Annotated in this window: 10 protein-coding genes; 5 read left to right on the top strand and 5 right to left on the bottom strand. The window is 62.2% G+C overall.

Translation table 11 applies throughout. The features are described 5' to 3' along the window. Window positions 1-3 precede the first annotated feature (3 nt). Entirely contained in the window at window positions 4-3,048 is a 3,045-nt protein-coding gene (locus HDE72_RS02325) for a sensor domain-containing diguanylate cyclase (RefSeq protein WP_221291125.1), read from the bottom strand. A gap of 247 nt (window positions 3,049-3,295) precedes the next feature. Further along, window positions 3,296-4,009, bottom strand: a complete 714-nt coding sequence (gene queC, locus HDE72_RS02320; RefSeq protein WP_183737098.1) for a 7-cyano-7-deazaguanine synthase QueC — start codon at window positions 4,007-4,009, stop codon at window positions 3,296-3,298. A gap of 220 nt (window positions 4,010-4,229) precedes the next feature. Here queC and HDE72_RS02315 point away from each other — a divergent pair, with 220 nt between their 5' ends. From HDE72_RS02315 to HDE72_RS02300, 4 genes are all read left to right on the top strand, one after another. After that, window positions 4,230-6,140 carry an autotransporter assembly complex protein TamA gene (locus tag HDE72_RS02315; RefSeq protein ID WP_183737201.1) on the top strand — a complete coding sequence of 637 codons (1,911 nt, stop codon included), beginning with the start codon at window positions 4,230-4,232 and terminating at the stop codon, window positions 6,138-6,140. Then, window positions 6,140-10,555 (top strand): translocation/assembly module TamB domain-containing protein, encoded by a 4,416-nt coding sequence (locus HDE72_RS02310; RefSeq protein WP_183737097.1) that lies wholly within the window; start codon window positions 6,140-6,142, stop codon window positions 10,553-10,555. The genes HDE72_RS02315 and HDE72_RS02310 overlap by 1 nt, the downstream gene beginning before the upstream one ends. A 92-nt stretch (window positions 10,556-10,647) precedes the next feature. Then, window positions 10,648-11,187 (top strand): excisionase family DNA-binding protein, encoded by a 540-nt coding sequence (locus tag HDE72_RS02305; protein WP_183737096.1) that lies wholly within the window; start codon window positions 10,648-10,650, stop codon window positions 11,185-11,187. After that, window positions 11,174-11,860 carry a hypothetical protein gene (locus tag HDE72_RS02300; RefSeq protein WP_183737095.1) on the top strand — a complete coding sequence of 229 codons (687 nt, stop codon included), beginning with the start codon at window positions 11,174-11,176 and terminating at the stop codon, window positions 11,858-11,860. Before HDE72_RS02305 ends, HDE72_RS02300 begins: the two co-directional genes overlap by 14 nt. 110 nt (window positions 11,861-11,970) lie before the next feature. Here the strand turns inward: HDE72_RS02300 and HDE72_RS02295 are convergent, their stop codons facing one another. Genes HDE72_RS02295 through HDE72_RS02285 form a run of 3 tightly spaced genes read right to left on the bottom strand, consistent with a single transcriptional unit; the run spans window position 11,971 to window position 14,967 of the window. Beyond that, entirely contained in the window at window positions 11,971-12,210 is a 240-nt protein-coding gene (locus HDE72_RS02295; RefSeq protein ID WP_183737094.1) for a hypothetical protein, read from the bottom strand. A 24-nt stretch (window positions 12,211-12,234) separates the two neighbouring features. Then, the gene (locus HDE72_RS02290; protein WP_183737093.1) at window positions 12,235-12,405 is read right to left on the bottom strand and encodes a hypothetical protein; all 171 of its coding nucleotides are present in this window, start codon (window positions 12,403-12,405) and stop codon (window positions 12,235-12,237) included. A gap of 57 nt (window positions 12,406-12,462) precedes the next feature. Continuing rightward, entirely contained in the window at window positions 12,463-14,967 is a 2,505-nt protein-coding gene (locus HDE72_RS02285) for an alpha/beta hydrolase family protein (RefSeq protein WP_260176365.1), read from the bottom strand. 200 nt (window positions 14,968-15,167) lie between these two features. Between HDE72_RS02285 and HDE72_RS02280 the strand changes: the two genes are divergently transcribed. Then, window positions 15,168-15,686 (top strand): CcdC protein domain-containing protein, encoded by a 519-nt coding sequence (locus tag HDE72_RS02280; RefSeq protein ID WP_183737092.1) that lies wholly within the window; start codon window positions 15,168-15,170, stop codon window positions 15,684-15,686. Window positions 15,687-15,718 lie beyond the last annotated feature (32 nt).

Here is a 15,718-nt window from a genome sequence, read left to right as displayed (position 1 = left end):
ACCTCAGTTGTTCATGAACTGGCTCAGTACGCCGCCAGCGCCACCATCATTCTGCTCTATCCGGTTGCGCCCGCCCCGCTTGGCGCGGTACAGGGCTTCATCGGCCCGCGCCAGCACCGTGTCGCAATCGGCATCCGTGCCCGCCATGGCCGCCATGCCGATACTGACGGTGCTGTTGATGAGCACGCCGCCATCGGTGGTCAAAGCGCTCTCTGCCACCCGGCGACGCAAGCGCTCGGCAAACACGGCGGCCGCCGCCAGGTCCGTGCCGGGCAGCAGAATGGCAAACTCTTCGCCCCCCACCCGCCCCGGCACGTCGACCTTGCGCAGCTCTTGCCACATCAACGTGCCCAGGTGGCGCAGGACGGCGTCGCCCACCGCGTGACCATGCTCGTCGTTGACCCGTTTGAAATGATCAAGGTCCAGCATCAGCACGGTGGCGCTACTGGCCAGTTCGCGTTGCAGCCTGGCATGTTCATTTTCCAGCGCGGCCATGAAATGCCGGCGGTTCGGCAAGCCGGTCAGGAAATCGGTGGTCGCCAGTTGCAGCAGTTCTGCATTCATCCGCTTGCGCTCGGTAATGTCCAGCGACGACACCATCACGAAGTCCAGGCTGTCCGCATGGCCCGGCATCACCAGCAGGCTCAATTCGTTTTGCCGCGCTGCGCCGTCGAGGCGCACAAAGCTGCCTTCGCACTCAAACAGATGGGCGCCGCCCGCCAGCGCCAGCAAGGCATCGCCAAAACAGCGCATCGCATCGTCATCGAAATTCTGCGCCAGGCTCAGGGCGCCGCGCCGCAGGTCTTCGCCATTGGCGCGCACCTGCGCCAGCGCAGCGCCATTCGCATCGATGATGCGTACCAGGCCAGCCAAACGTTTCAATTCACCCGGATGGGCTTGCCAATACGCGGCCAGGTCGCCCACTCCCGATTGCACCAGGGTATCGAGTGCATCGCGCACGGCCGACCAGTCCTGTTCCCACAGGGCCACCGGCGCATGGTCATACAGGCTGCGGAAACGCGCTTCGCCCGCGCGCAGGGCCAGCGCTACCTGGGCTTGCTCGATCGCCATGCCAGCCAGATGCGCCGCCTCTCCCAAACGCGCCAGATGGGTAGCGCCAGGCAACATGGGCTGGCGATGGTAAGCCATCAGCACGCCCAGCACCTTGCCCGAGCCACCACGCACGGGCTCGGCCCAGCACGATTGCAAGCGGGCGCGCCAGGCCAGCTCCATGGCGCCGGGCGGGCCGCCATCGGCCTGCAGGTCGCCCACGGCAATACGCTGGCCGCTGCGCACGGCTTGCGCCGCGATGCCATGCACACCCTGCAGGGTATCGAGGTCATGGCCGTGGCTGGACAGATTGAAAAAAGCGGGCAGGCTGGGCGCGGCGCCCAGCACCAGGCGGTGACGGCTCTCGTCGAGCAGCAAAATACTGCACAGCATGGCTGGATGGTCGGCCTGCACGCCCAGCACCACGCTTTCCAGCACCCTTTCCAGCGGCGCGCCCGTGGCCAGCATTTCCAGTACCTGGCGGCGCGTCGTCTCGCGCCGCTCCAGCTGGTTGCGTTCGCTGATATCGCGAAAAGTCCACAGCCGCGCATGCTCATTGCCCAGCTGCATGCTGCGCACATATTGTTCGATCACCCTGCCGTCGCGCAGAGTCAGCACGTCGCGCCGTTCGCGGTGGCCCTGCGGCGTTTCGCTACGCGCCCCCAGGAAGGGCGCGGCCTGCTCCAGTTGCCCTGCCACATGGTGCACCAGCGCCTCGCCGTCCGCCTGCCAGTCGAGCGCATCGGGCACTTGCCATAAATCACGAAAGCGCCGGTTCGACGTGAAAATATGGCCCGCCAGATTGTCGACCAGGATGCCGTCGATGGTGGCATCGAGGATGTTGCGCAGCATCGCCTGGCTGCGTTGCGCCGCTTCCGCCATCGCCAGCACACTGGCCTGGCCCTGCGCCAGCTGCACCGCCATCTCGCTGGCGCGCGCCAGCGCCGCCCTGGCCCGCGCCCGGCTGGCCGCCAGCATCCAGCTGGACAGGGCCAGCAGCAAGCTGATCAACACACCGGCGGCGGCCACCGCGCGCGGCCTGGCCAGCGCATCGCCGCCGAAGCCAGGCATGGCGCGCACGCGCAAGGTCCACGCATGGCCGGCGATAGTGATGCGGCGCGTCGACAACAGCGTGCCGGACGCCTGCGCCGACAGCGTTCCCGGCAGGCTGTCGTACATCAGCGCTGCCTCGGCCAGCTGCGGACCATCATAGATTTCCAGGTCCAGCAGGCGCGACGCTTCGCCGCCCACGCCCGCCATCAAATCGTTCATGCGAAATGGCGCAAACACCCAGGCGCGCAAGGCGCTGCGGCGCTGCCGCATGTCGGCAAGCGCCAGACCATGGCCATACACGGGCAAGACGATCAGGAAACCGGAGACTTCCTTGTGATCGCCATCCTGCACCAGGTGAATCTTGCCCGTCATCGCCGCCAGCCCCGTATCGCGCGCCTGTTCCAGCGCCGCACGCCGCACCGGCTCGGACAGGATGTCATAACCGAAGGCCAGCAGATTGCTATCGCTCACCGGTTCCAGATAGGTAACGGGGGCGTGCGAAGGGCGTTCACCGGGCGGATGGATCACATAAGCGGGATAACCTTCGGCGCGCATCTGCGCTTCATGCCGGGCGCGCGCCGCGCCAGGCACCAGCGGCAGATAACCGATGCCGTGGATGCCAGGGAAGTGCAAGTCCACCTGCTGCTGCGCCAGATAGGCATGGAATTCGTCGCGCGTGACTTCCTGCGAGCTGGCGTACAAGCCCTGCACCCCGTGCAGCACCTGGATATAGGTTTGCATGCGGCTGATGATATTGCCCGCCAGCTCACGCACGCGGAAATCGAAATCGGCCTGCACCTGCTGCCGGCTCACCTCGCTGGCATTGCGCCAGGCGCCATAGCTCAGTCCCAGGCACAGCATCAGCACCAGCGTCGCCAGCAGACGCGGTCCCACCCAGTCCGACACCGGCTTGGAGAAGCACGACAAAAACGCGCGTGTATGCATGAGGGCCAGAAAAACAATCGATAGCGTAGCGGGCTGCGGACGAGGCTTGCAGCCTCATCAACAACTACCATCAGTCGCCAAAGAAAATGATAGTACGTTACAGCGGGCGGGCTTGCAACGCTGTATTTTGTATTAAAAAGACCACATGCTGGTGAGCGATGCTGACGGGCAGGATGGCGCTGTGGAGAACAGCGCGCAGAGTAGTTGGCCAGGCTATGCCCGGCCTTTACAGGCAGACAGACACTATTTATTTGACAGTCTTGCGCGCCGCATATTGCTGATAACCGTTGGCGCGCAGCGCGCAAGCCGGGCAAGTGCCGCAGCCATAACCCCAGTCATGCAGTTCACCGCGCTCACCCAGGTAGCAGGTGTGCGTGCCGCTGCGTATCAGGTCGACCAGCGGCTGGCCGCCCAGGTCTTCGGCCAGATCCCAGCTTTGCGCCTTGTCCAGCCACATCAGCGGCGTTTCCAGCTTCAAACGCGTATCCATGCCCAGGTTCAGGGCTACTTGCAGCGCCTTCATGGTGTCGTCGCGGCAATCCGGGTAACCGGAGAAATCCGTCTCGCACATGCCGCCCACCAGCACCGTCAAGCCACGGCGGTAAGCCACGGTAGCGGCCACCGTCATGAACAGCAGGTTACGGCCAGGCACGAAAGTATTCGGCAAGCCATTTGCCTGCATCACGATTTCCACATTCTGCGTCATGGCCGTATCGGAAATGGCGGAAATCAGGGACAGGTCTATCATGTGGTCTTCACCCAGGCGGCTGTTCCACTCGGGCGACTGTGCGCGTATCTGCTGCAGCAAGCCGGGACGCACGGTCAACTCGATGGCATGGCGCTGGCCATAGTCAAAGCCGATAGTTTCCACTCGGCTATAGTGTTTCAAGGCCCAGGCCAGGCAGGTGGTGGAATCTTGCCCACCACTAAAGAGCACCAGTGCGGAGTCGCTTGCTAGCATAATTTTTATTCCTTCTGTTTATCTGTTGCAATAGTGCGCAGGGAAACATGTTCCCTACGCAAAAGATACTTATTCGTCCGCCATCAATTTACCTAATCCGGTAACATGCAGTCAGCATTTACTCATCTGGAGCACCATGTTTTCTGCACGATCACCAGGACATATAGCGGCCGACAAGGCGATACGACCACGAATTTTGGCACAAGTGGTGACAAAAGTAATGGGGCAACTGACGCTGGCCGTCGCGGGCGGCGCTATCCTGGTGTTTCCAATGGGCTATGCCCAGGCGCAGACGGCACAGGAAACCCCGGCAGACGATGCGCCAGCCGATCCCGTCGCTACCGAAGCAAGCCCGCCTGCCCTGCAATACGACGTCAAGGTGAATGCACCGGGCGACCTCGATGAGTTGCTGGAAAAAAACCTGGAACTGGAACGTTTCCGTGGCAACCCGCGCATGGACCGCGAACAATTGCAACGTCTGGTACGTGATGCGCCTGAGCAAGTCAAGAACCTGGTGGCCACGGCCGGCTTTTATACGCCCACCGTCAAGGTAAGGGTCGATACCACGGGCAGCAAGCCGGTCGTCATCGTCGATGTGGAACCGGGCCAGGCGGTCACTATCGACAAGGTCGAGCTGGAATTGCGCGGTTTCGATTCCACCCCGCCATTGGCCGCCAGCGAACCGTACGACAAGGATGCGCTCAAGCGCAGCTGGGCCTTGAAGACGGGCCAGGTATTCCGCCAGTCGGACTGGGAATCGGCCAAGCGCGCCCTGCTGCGCGAAGTGGTGCAGACGCGCTACCCGCGCGCGCAGCTACTCGATACGCAAGCCGTGGTCGATCCGGACACGCACAAGGTATCCTTGCTGGTGGTGCTGGACAGTGGCCCCGAACTGCGCTTTGGCGAGCTGCGCATCGAAGGCTTGAAACGCTATCCCGAAAACATCATCACCAACCTGAACAAGATCCACGCCGGCGACTATTACAGCGAAACGGCCTTGCAAGCCTACCAGGCCGCCTTGCAGGATACCGGCTACTTCGCCAGCGTGGAAGTGAGCGCCGACATGAGCAGCATCCTCAGCGAACAGATCGAGGCAGGCCAGGCCAGCCAGGATGGCGCCGAGGCAGCCACCGGCGCGCCCGCCGCCAAGCCCGTGTATCGCGGACCGGCGCCGCAATTGCCGCTGGTGGTGCGCGTGACGGAAAACAAGCAGCAAAACGTCAGCGCCGGTATCGGTTTCAGTACCAATACGGGTAACCGCGTCCAGCTCAACTATGACAACCTGAACGTCTGGGGCACGCGTTTCAAGAGCGCGATCACCATGGAAACCAAGAAGCAGGCGGCGCATACCAACTTCTATTTGCCCACCACTGCGCGCGGCTACAGCGACAGCGTGGGCGCTTCGTTCGAGCGCAGCGATATTTCCAACGAGATTACAGCCGTGTCGGCCATCTCGGCCAAACGCAATTGGGGCGGCACCAATCTGGAACGCAGCCTGACCTTCGAATTCCTCAGGGAAGACAAGACGGTGGTGGGCCTGGAACAAACGCGCAGCAAGAGCTTGCCGCTGACCTATTCCATCACCAAGCGCGAGCTCGACAGCCTGCTCTTCCCCACCCGTGGCTACGTCATCAACGCCCAGGTGGGCGGCGCGCTGTTGCCGGTGCTCACAGACGAGCGCTTCGTACGCGTGGCAGCCAAGACGGTCTGGTATCGTCCGCTCGGCGAAAAAGGCGAAGTCATCCTGCGCGGCGAAATGGGCGCGCTGGGTTCGAAAGATAAAAAAGGCGTACCGGCCGTCTATCTGTTCCGGGCCGGCGGCGACCAGTCCGTGCGCGGCTACGCCTATCAGGAACTGGGCGTCAAGGAAGGCGACGCCACCGTCGGTGGCCGTTACATGGCCACCGCCAGCGCCGAATACCAATACTGGTTCCTGCCGAAATGGGCGATTGCCACCTTTTATGACGCCGGCAACTCGGCCGATACGGTGAAAGGCGCGCTGACGCCGAAATCGGGTTACGGCCTGGGCGGACGCTACAAGAGCCCTGTCGGCCCCATCAACGTTGACGTGGCCTATGGCCACGCCGTCCACGCCTACCGTTTGCACTTTTCCCTGGGATTCACTTTCTGATGTCTGAAATCACTACCGAGTCTCCCGATACTCCCGGCACCACGCCGCCAGCGAAAAAGCCGCGCCGCTGGCCCCGTTATCTGGCCATCGGCATGGCCAGCCTGGCCGTGCTGCTGGGCGCTGCCTTCTGGTTCCTGGGCCGCGAATCGACCTTGCAGCTGCTGGTGCAAAAAGTGGCCAGCGCCAGCGGTGGCGAAATCGCAGTAAGCGGCGTGTCCGGCTCGCTGTACAACCGCATGCACCTGGGCCATGTCAGCTACCGCAGCAAGACGCAGCACATCACGGCCGAGAATATCGACATCAACTGGTCGCCGTTCCAGTATTTCTCGGAAGGCATTGCGATCAGCGAACTGCACGTGGCCAGCCTGTCCGTGGAAAGCACGGGCCCGTCCGATGAACCGGCGACCATGCCCAGCAGCCTGGCCTCGCCGTTCAAGGTCGGCATCAGCGATGCGCGCCTGGACAAGCTGACCCTGGTCAGCGCGGGCGGCAACACGGTGCTGGAAAAGATCCATCTCACCTTGTCGGGCGACAAGAACGAATGGCGCTTGAGCGATGCCTCCGTCAGCACGCCCTTTGGCCTGGCCAAGGCCGACGCCACCATCGCCGCCACCCAGCCATTCAAACTGAAGGGCACGGCCAGCTTGACGCAGATCAAGCCGGCTGCTGGCGAAAAACCGGCCGCCGTGGCCCTGCAACTGGGCGGCGACCTGAATCTGCTCAATATCACGGCCAAGGGTAGCGCCGGGCCCGCCACGCTTGACGCCCGCCTGGCGCTGGCGCCGTTCGACCCGGTGATCATCCTGCGCTCGGCCAGCATTCAAGGGCGCCAGATCAACCCTGGCCAGTTTGACGCCACCTTGCCGCAGGCGGACTTGAGCCTGGACCTGGACGCCGCCATCGGCGACAAGCAAAGCGTGTCCGGTAAATTGTCGGTACTCAATCACGCCACGCCTGGCCCCATCGACCAGCACAAGTTGCCGCTGCGCCAGCTCGACGCGCGCCTGGGCGGCACGCTGACAGCCACCACCCTGGAATCGGCCCTGATCGACCTGGCTGCTGCCGGCAAATTCACCGGTAGCGGCAAGCTGGAGCGCGAAGCGGCCGATGGCCCCATCGGCAGCGCGCATTTGTCCTTGCACACCGACAGCATCAATCTGCAGCATGTGGTCAGCAGCATCAACAGCACCAAAATCGCCGGCGACATCGTATTGGACAGCGACGGCAAGACCCAAACCCTGCGCGCCAAACTGGGCGAAGCCAAGCTGCGCCTGGACCTGGAAGCGAGCATGGCAGACTCCCTGGTGCAGCTGAGCAAGGCAACCTTGCAAGCGGGCAAAAGCCAAATCAACGCCACGGGCCAGATCAGCCTCAAGGATGAACAAGCCTTCAAGGCGGTGGCCAGCGCCAGCCGCTTGAACCCGGCCGATTTCGGCGCCTTCCCTGTGGCTGACCTGAACCTGGACGTGCGGGCCAATGGCCACGTCACACCGCAATGGCTGGCCAATGCGGACTTTACCGTGCGCCCCAGCAAGTTGCTGGACCAGCCTTTGTCCGGCAAGGGCAAGCTGACGGCCGATGCACAGCACTTCAGTGGCATCGATGTGGCACTGGCGCTGGGCAAGAACACCATCGCGGCCAAGGGTAATTTCGGCGGCGCCGGTGAAAAACTGAACTGGAATGTCGATGCGCGGCAATTGTCCGCCATACAAAACGACTTGCTGGGCGCCATCGTTGCCAGCGGCGTCGTGCAAGGCAGCATGCAACAGCCGCGCAGCACTTTCGTGGCCGACGCCAAAGGACTGGGCTTGAGCAGCGGCAAGCGCCCCGTGGCCGACAGCGTGATACACGCCAGCGGCGAAGTGGGCTTGACGGGACCGAAGAAGGAAGCCGAGCTGAAAGTGGCCGGCAGCGTGGAAAAAATCAACCCGGCTGCCTTTGGCTCCCTGCCCGTCGGCAATATCAACGCCAGTTTTGACGGCAGCGGCCGCCTTACCAGCGACTGGAAAGTCGCCCTGAACCTGGCCCTGCGCGACTCGACCCTGCAAAACGCCCCGCTGGCCGGCTACGCCAAACTGTCGGCCAATGCAAAAAGAGTCGACAGCGCTGACGTGGAATTGCGTTTGGGACCGAACAGCCTGCTGGCCCAGGGCGCGCTGGGCGGCGCCACCGACAAGCTGGACTGGAAACTCGATGCGCCGCAGCTGTCCACCCTGGGACCGCGCTTTGCCGGCGTGCTGCGCGCCTCCGGCTCCGTGTCCGGCAAGATGGACGCGCCTGCCGCGCAACTCTCGCTCGACGGCAAGGACTTGACCTTCTTTGGCGACCAGCAATTAAAAACCGTCAAAGGCAGCGCCAGCGTGGGCGCCGGCCAGGGCGCACAAGACGCCATGGTCAGCGACCTGGAAATCACCGGCTACAGCACGCCCACCTTCAAGCTGGCCGGTGCACGTTTGAAATCGACCGGTACGCGCGGCAGCCACAGCATCAACCTGGTGGCGCGCAACGACGATTTCGACGCCAGCGTGCAAATCCACGGCAGCCAGAGCGGCGCCAACTGGACAGGCAGCATAGACAGCCTGCAAAACAAGGGCCGTTATGCGCTGGCCTTGCAAGCGCCCGTGCCCGTGCGCGTAGCCGGCCCGGCCGGCAGTGGCGTGGCGGGACTGGGCCAGCCAGAACAAATTTCCATCGGCAACACCGTCATCAAATTGCCTGCTGGCAGCATCACCATGCAAAACCTGAACAAGGACGGCGCCCGCTGGACCAGTTCGGGCCAGGCAGCCGGCGTGGCGCTGACCTATCTGTCGCAAGTGATTCCTGCGCTGCAAGCGAACACCCGCAGCGACCTGACCCTGGGCGCGCAATGGTCGCTCGATATGCAGGCGGCCACTGCCAGGCAAAAGGAACCGGCATTGGCCGGCATGCTGCACGTGTACCGCGAAAAAGGCGACGTGACGGTGGGCGTGGACTCGCCACTGGCGCTGGGTCTGCGCACCCTCGATGCGCGGGTCGACATCGCCAACCAGCAACTGCGGCTGCAAGTCAAACTCGATGGCGCGCGCGCGGGCCAGAGCGATATCAATGCCACGGTGCGCATGCTCGATGGCCGCATCAGCAACGATAGCGCATTGAGCCTGACGGGCACCACCAGCATCGCCTCGCTGTCCTGGCTGGCGCCGCTGACGGGCCAGGAGGGCCTGGAACTCGGTGGTGGCGTGACGGTGGCCCTGTCGGGCAGTGGCACCATCGGTGCGCCGCAATTGAATGGCGACATCAATGGCAGCAAGCTGCTGGTGAGCTGGGCCGACCAGGGTTTGAAGCTGCGCAATGGCGTGCTGCAAGCTAAGCTTGCTGGCGATCAACTGCAATTGCAGCGCCTGAGCTTTGATGGCGGCGACGGCAAGGTGCAGGCAGACGGCTGGGTACGCTTTGCCAATGGCGAAGCCAGCATGGAACTGAAATTGATGGCCGACCGCCTGCAAGCGCTGTCGCGCCCCGACCGCACCCTGGTCTTGTCGGGCAATAGCACCCTGGTGCGCAATGACAAGCGGTTCAGTTTCGAGGGCAAGTTCAAGGCCAACCGTGCCCTGATCGAGCTGGCGCCGCAAGACACGCCCACGCAAAGCAATGACGTCGTCGTGCTGGGCAAGAAAACGGCGGCCAGCAAGGAAGCGCCATCCCTGCCCCTGAATATCGACCTGGAGTTTGATCTGGGCAACGCCTTCCATCTGCGCGGCATGGGACTGGACGCCGACCTGGAAGGCAATGTGCGCGCCCGCGTGCTGAACCGCGCCGCGCCGCGCGTGACGGGCAGCATCCGCGTGGCCAACGGCGTATATGCCGCTTACGGCCAGAAACTGTCGATCGACCGGGGCGTGATCAACTTCACGGGCGCCTACGACAACCCGGCCTTGAATATCCTGGCCGTGCGCAAGCGTCCCGAAGGCGATACCTTGTCGGAAACCAACGTCGAAGCAGGCGTGGAAGTGCGCGGCACGGCCCAGGCGCCAACCGCCAAGCTGGTGTCCACGCCGAACGTGTCCGATAGCGACAAGCTGGCCTGGCTGATCCTCGGTCACGGTGCAGAAGCGGCGGCCGGCGATGAAATGGCCTTGCTGACGACAGCTGCCGGCGCCCTGTTCGGCGGCTCCGGTGGCGGCTTGCAAGGCAAGCTGGCCAGCTCGCTGGGCCTCGATGAAGTGGGCCTGTCGCAAGCCCAGGGACTGGAAAGCACCGTCGTCACGGTCGGCAAACGCTTGTCGTCGCGCGCCTACCTGACGTTCGAGCAAGGCACCAGCACAGCCAGCAGCCTGGTCAAGCTACGCTACAAACTGGACCGCCGCTTCACCCTGCAATTCCAGACCGGCACCAATAATGCGCTGGACGTGTTGTATACGTGGGCGTTTGATTGATGCCATGTGATCAACATCTGCAAGATATGGAAGACCAGCTTGTCTTCGTTTCGTTTTTCGATTATTCTTTATAAATCGAAAAAGGAAGTCTGATGACGGCGACACTCAAAAGACCACGGCTGGTATCGAACACCTTGGTGACAATGGCATCCCGGCTGGCCGAGAAATTGGAGGCTTTGGGTCAACCGGCCAAATCAGGCCTGATTGCGCACGCTTTGCACGAACTGCTCGACGGCCAAGATGAGTCCACCAAGGAATTGCGGGCGGCCGTACAGATACACTTGGCCATCGTGTCGAACGGAAGCGCTATCGCCCACACGGCAGCCGATGTGGAAAGTGTAGCGATGCTCAGCACGCAAGAGGCGGCACAGCTCATGGAGTGCAGCCGGCCTTATGTAGCAATGTTGATAGACGCGGGCAAACTGGCTGGCGCCGTGACCTCCAAAGGCGGCCATCGCAAAGTGCCAAAATCGTCAGTATTGCAATGGATGGAGGCCACGAACGCGGCCAAAGCAGCCTCCGCTGGCGACAAGGACTACCGCAAGGCTGCCATGGATGCCGGGATGTATGCCACTCCAGAAGAGGACTATGTGAAGGCTGCCAAGAGAAGCGGCCACCATGCCACCGATTAAGCACCCCTTATCTCCGGGAGGGAGCACGCTGGCCGTCCTGGATGCCAATGTGCTGCTTCCACCACGCCTGTCCGATCTTCTTTTTGACCTGGCTTTGACCGGCCTGTATCACCCACGCTGGACACAGACCATCGAGGATGAATTCATCAGGCACTTCGGGGCTGTTGTCTTGGCGCAAGTCAAGGCGGAAAGAACGGCGATCAAAGCTGCTCTGCCAGATCCTGTGCACATCGCCAAAGCCAAGCACCGGCTCCATTGCTTCCGCTCGGCAGTGGGCCAGGAATATGAAGTGCTCCTTTATGACCAGCCCGGCTATAAAAACAGGGTGCCTTCAAAAGTCCATGCGGGCGACATGCATGTGGCTTCGGCCGCGCTGGTCTTGCACACCCTCGCTCAGGAAGAGTGTGCTGTCGACAAGGTATTCATTGTGTCGAGCAACTTGCCGCATCTGGCCGTCAAGGAAATGGCGGCCATTGGCATAGACGTCGTCTCTCCTGGGGATTTCATCAACAGGTTAAATGCGGCTGCGCCTGCCCAAGTAGAGCATGCGCTGTTGAAAACCATCCATGATTTGACTTCGCCACCATGCCATAAAGAGGATTTGCTGAAGCTGCTCATCACGCATGGCGCCGAAGAGACCGCAAAATACCATGCTGCGAAATGGAATGCTTGAATGCTTCACTCGCGCCCAGGCGTTAGCAGCGACCATTTGCTACAGCTCAAAAAAGATCAGGCCTCCGAGGAAGCCTGCGTAGCAATCACATCCTACTACTGTAAATAACTTTATTCAGCCACGTCCAGACCGCGCTCTATCATGCCTTCGACATAAGCGCGCAGATATTGTTCCAGCGCCGGGCCGGACAGTACGTTGGCGGTCAGTGCGCCGTGTGGCGAGCCTTTCAGCACGCCGTCGTGGTACACGCGTGCGATCCAGCCCACATCTGCGCCGGGCGTGTAATCGAGTTCGTAGTCGAACGATTCTCCGCTGACTTTGCGCGTATAAACTTCCTTGATAATTGCCATCTAAAACAGCCTTTCTTGACGAGATTAACTGGGGTGCGGATCGGGCACGGGGTCATCCTGCGGCACCGGATGCGCTGGGCCGGGGTGGTGGCCTGGCGCCGTGTCTGGCGCCCATGCGGGTTCCCGGGCAGGTTGGGGATCATCGACAGGCGCCGGATCGGGCGCGCGGTGGGCATCGCTAGCGATGGCTGTCATGGCTGGCCTCCTTGACGACAAAGGAAGACCATACCACGCAATGCCCACCTGTTGCCTTTATTTCACTGCCTGCTTGACTTCCGCTTCCACCGGCTTAGCGTTCTTCACATATTTCTCCAGCCAGTTGTTGCTTTCATACAGCATCTGCATGATCGATTCGCGCGCGCGGTAGGCGTGGCTTTCGTTGGGCAACATCACCAGGCGCGCCGTGCCGCCCAGGCCTTTGACGGCCTGGAACATGCGTTCGCTCTGGATCGGGAAGGTGCCAGGATTGTTGTCCTGCTCGCCATGGATCATCAACAGCGCATCCTTGATCTTGTCTGCATAGTTAAATGGCGACATGGCCTGGTAGACATCCTGCGCCTTCCAGAATGAACGCTCTTCCGCCTGGAAGCCGAATGGCGTCAGGGTACGGTTGTAGGCGCCGCTGCGGGCGATACCGGCACGGAACAAACGCGTGTGCGCCAGCAGATTGCCCGTCATGAAAGCACCATACGAATGGCCACCGATGGCAACGCGGTTGCGGTCGGTCACGCCACGCTTGACCACTTCGTTCACCGCCGCCTCGGCGTCGGCTACCAGTTGCGCCAGATACGTGTCGTTCGGTTCCTGCTCGCCATTGCCGACGATGGGGAACGATGGATTGTCCAGCACGGCATAACCCATGGACAAAAAGGCGGCCGGGCCCCAGTAGCTGACGGCATTGAATTTATACGGCGAACCCTTGGTCTGGCTGGCGGCGCTGGCCGACTTGAATTCCTGCGGATACGCCCACATCAGGGTCGGCAGCGGACCGTCGCGTTTGACGTCATAGTTCGGCGGCAGCATCAGCGTCGCCGTCAAGTCCACGCCATCGGCGCGCTTGTAGCGTATCAGCTCTTTCTGCACGTCTTTCAGCTGCGGCAGCGGATGCGGGAAATGCGTGAGCGCCGTCAACTGGGCTGCGCCCTGCTGCTTCAGGTTGCGTACATAATAGTTCGGCTGTTCCGTCGGCGTTTCACGCGTGGACAGCAAACGGCTGCCGTCTTCATCGAGCACCGCCACCACGTTTTCATAATACGGCGCGGCGCTCTGGAACAGACGCTCGGTTTTCCTGGTGTCCAGGTTGAAGCGGTCGATGAAGGGACGGTCGCCCTCCGCCGTAGCGCCCTGGCCGTCGAGCAGGATGGTGTTGTCGGCGGAGACCAGCAGGCGCGGCAAGCCGGCTGCATCTGGACGCATTACAGGCTGGCCCGGATCGTTGTAGCGGTCTTCCAGCGAACGCGTGGACAGCAGCTCGGCCGGCGTGGCTGGCTGGTCCGGCGTGACTTTCCATTGTTTCACGACCCGCGTCTTGTACCAGGCTTCCGTCAGCAGCGCCAGGTCGCCCCGGCCCCATGCCACGCCCTGGTAACGCGAACCCAGCTTGGCCAGCACAGCAGGTTTCGCGGTGAACGGCGCCGCCTGCGTGTAGACGATATCGCGGATTTCAGCCGCCTTGGCCGGGTCGCCGCCATCCTGCGCTTCAGCCCATACCAGGGTGGCTGGCGCATCGACACGCCACGTTACGTCGCGCACACCGGCCGACACGGCGTCATTGCCTGGTGGCAGGCCTTCTTCCAGCGGCAGGGTCGCCACCGTATGGCTCACCTTGCCGGAGAGGTCGCGCACTTCGATCTTGTGGCCGAAATCATAGGCCGGCACGATGTAGGAATACGGGCGCAGGATGCTGGTCGTCAGCAGGTTCTTGCCATCCGGCGAGCTCGATACGCGCGAGTATGGGCCAGGCTGGCCGATCAGGCGCTGCTTGCCCGTCACGTCGAGCAAGGCCAGCTGCACGGTGATGTAATGTTCAAACAGCTTCGCGTCTTCCTCGTTCTTCAGCAGATCGGGATAGGTGCGCAATTGTTTCACGCCGCCGCCAGGGTTGCTATCCTGCGTAGCAGGACCAGCCGGAATACCCACCGATTGCGGCACGGCGCCCAGCTTGGCCGGTTTCAGCATGAGCAGCAGGGTTTTGCTGTCTGGCATCCAGGAAAAACCACGGCCGTTCACGGCCGACAAAGGCTGGCTGCCCAGCTTGCGCGCCACTTTGGTTTGCACATCCAGCAGCCACAGTTCCACGCCCGACTCTTTCACGCCCTTGGCCGGATCGGCATAGGCGATATGCGTAAACGCCAGGTAGTGCTGGTCCGGCGACCAGGCCAGATCGGCGATGCGCGGCGTAGCCGGCAAGCCGCTGACCTTGATCTCTTTCTGCGTATCGATGTCGAGCAGGCCCAGGCCCGTGTAGAAACTGAAACGGCTGGCCGAATAGGTGCGTGGATTGATGCGCAGGCCGGCCAGCTTCAGTTCAGGCTGCGCCACTTCGCTGATGCTGGGCAGCGACGGCGTCGGCAGCACGGCTGCCAGGTTGCGTTTCGGGCTCAGGTTCAGGACCGGTGCGCGCGGCGCGTCAACGATGGCTTGCAGGGGCGCGGGCGGCAGTTGGTAGCCGCTATCTTGCGCCATGGCCAGCGAGGACGAGGCAGCCATCAGGCCCACGGTAATCGGCAACAAGGGCAAAGGCAAACGTGTAGACATGGAACTCCAGGAATGGTGAGTAGTCAATAAGGGGCAATCAAGATGCTGCACCGCGCCGCTCCTGGCGGCAGGTGTGACGGAACATATTGATGACATGTCATGAAAATGTCAATAAGCAACTTTTGCCGCCTGCGCAGCAATGCCGCAGCGACAGCGATCTGGCTTACAATCGCTGTTTTATCCGCCCCCCGAACGCATCCATGGAAACCACCACCCTCGCCCTGCTCTGCCTGGCCCCGCTGCTCGTCTGGCGCATTTATTCACGCCTGAAAAAACTGGTGGCGCGCCAGCAATCGCATCTGTGGCGGCACTGGCTGGTGGCGATCGGTTTTCCTGCGCTGATTTTATTCCTGGCAACGACGACGAAATTCGAGGTCCTGCCCCTGTCTACCTTGGGTGCAGGCGTGCTGGCTGGCGGCTGGCTGGGCGTGCTGGGCCTGAAGCTGACCCGCTTCGAACAGGTCGGTAAACATTTCTTTTTCACCCAGCACCGCTACCTGGCCCTGGCCATTACCATGCTGTTCGTCGCCCGCCTGCTGTACCGCGGCATGGAAATCTACCTGAACACGCGCCTGGCCGTGCCCGTACCGCCGCCACCGTTCGGCCAAAGTCCGCTGACCATGGCCGCCTACGGCCTGTTTACCGGCTACTACGCTACGTATGCATGGGGTCTGGTGCGCTGGAGGAAGCGCAATCAACCGCTGGTTGAAAACATCTGAGCAAAGCTGCGGTGGACCGCGCTGTGCGGCCC

The sequence above is a fragment of the Janthinobacterium saanense genome (assembly GCF_014200675.1).
Classification (GTDB): domain Bacteria; phylum Pseudomonadota; class Gammaproteobacteria; order Burkholderiales; family Burkholderiaceae_D; genus Janthinobacterium.
The sequence above is the reverse complement of the archived record's forward strand: the minus strand, read 5'-3'. Positions and strand labels throughout refer to the sequence as shown.

Excerpts from the sequence above, each read along its gene's own strand:
- HDE72_RS02325 (WP_221291125.1), bottom strand. The coding sequence starts at position 3,048 with ATGCATACACGCGCGTTTTTGTCGTGCTTCTCCAAGCCGGTGTCGGAC.
- HDE72_RS02315 (WP_183737201.1), top strand. The coding sequence starts at position 4,230 with ATGGGGCAACTGACGCTGGCCGTCGCGGGCGGCGCTATCCTGGTGTTT.
- HDE72_RS02290 (WP_183737093.1), bottom strand. The coding sequence starts at position 12,405 with ATGACAGCCATCGCTAGCGATGCCCACCGCGCGCCCGATCCGGCGCCT.
- queC (WP_183737098.1), bottom strand. The coding sequence starts at position 4,009 with ATGCTAGCAAGCGACTCCGCACTGGTGCTCTTTAGTGGTGGGCAAGAT.
- HDE72_RS02285 (WP_260176365.1), bottom strand. The coding sequence starts at position 14,967 with ATGTCTACACGTTTGCCTTTGCCCTTGTTGCCGATTACCGTGGGCCTG.
- HDE72_RS02300 (WP_183737095.1), top strand. The coding sequence starts at position 11,174 with ATGCCACCGATTAAGCACCCCTTATCTCCGGGAGGGAGCACGCTGGCC.
- HDE72_RS02310 (WP_183737097.1), top strand. The coding sequence starts at position 6,140 with ATGTCTGAAATCACTACCGAGTCTCCCGATACTCCCGGCACCACGCCG.
- HDE72_RS02295 (WP_183737094.1), bottom strand. The coding sequence starts at position 12,210 with ATGGCAATTATCAAGGAAGTTTATACGCGCAAAGTCAGCGGAGAATCG.
- HDE72_RS02305 (WP_183737096.1), top strand. The coding sequence starts at position 10,648 with ATGACGGCGACACTCAAAAGACCACGGCTGGTATCGAACACCTTGGTG.
- HDE72_RS02280 (WP_183737092.1), top strand. The coding sequence starts at position 15,168 with ATGGAAACCACCACCCTCGCCCTGCTCTGCCTGGCCCCGCTGCTCGTC.